The sequence below is a fragment of the Mesorhizobium sp. M7A.T.Ca.US.000.02.2.1 genome, from assembly GCF_003996995.1.
GTDB lineage: Bacteria > Pseudomonadota > Alphaproteobacteria > Rhizobiales > Rhizobiaceae > Mesorhizobium.
Map to the genome: position 1 here is coordinate 1 of NZ_RZTT01000877.1, position 514 is coordinate 514.

A 514-nucleotide genomic window follows, 5' to 3' on the forward strand; every position below is an offset into this window, starting at 1 on the left:
CGGTCGTCATGACCCAGTTGGCGCGGCTGGTGGAGAAGGCGGCGTAGCCGGCCCAGGCCATTCGCCAGCGCTTGAATTCCGGTCTAGAATAGGAAATCGGCTTCGTGTATGGAGCCGCCATCCCATATAGGGGCGGGAAATGGCAGGCGAGGGTGCTTGCCGGAAAGAGCGTTGGGTGCAGCGATGACGAAATGGTCGCCGAATTCGTGGAGAGCAAAGCCGATCAAGCAGGTTCCTGCCTATCCGGACCTTGCCGCGCTGAAGAACACGGAGGCCCAGCTCGCAACCTTTCCGCCGCTGGTTTTTGCCGGTGAGGCGCGCAAGCTGAAGAAGCAGCTCGCTTCTGTCGCCGCCGGTGACGCATTCCTTCTCCAGGGCGGCGATTGCGCCGAGAGCTTCGCCGAGCATGGCGCGGACAACATCCGCGATTTCTTCCGCGTCTTCCTGCAGATGTCCGTGGTGCTCACCTTCGCCGGCGCGCAGCCGGTGGTGAAGGTTGGCCGCGTTGCCGGCC

Annotated in this window: 1 protein-coding gene; it reads left to right on the forward strand. The window is 63.4% G+C overall.

The features are described from left to right. Window positions 1-183: 183 nt before the first annotated feature. On the forward strand, window positions 184-514 hold a 331-nt coding region (locus EOD15_RS35245), incomplete at its 3' end, for a 3-deoxy-7-phosphoheptulonate synthase (RefSeq protein WP_148129850.1).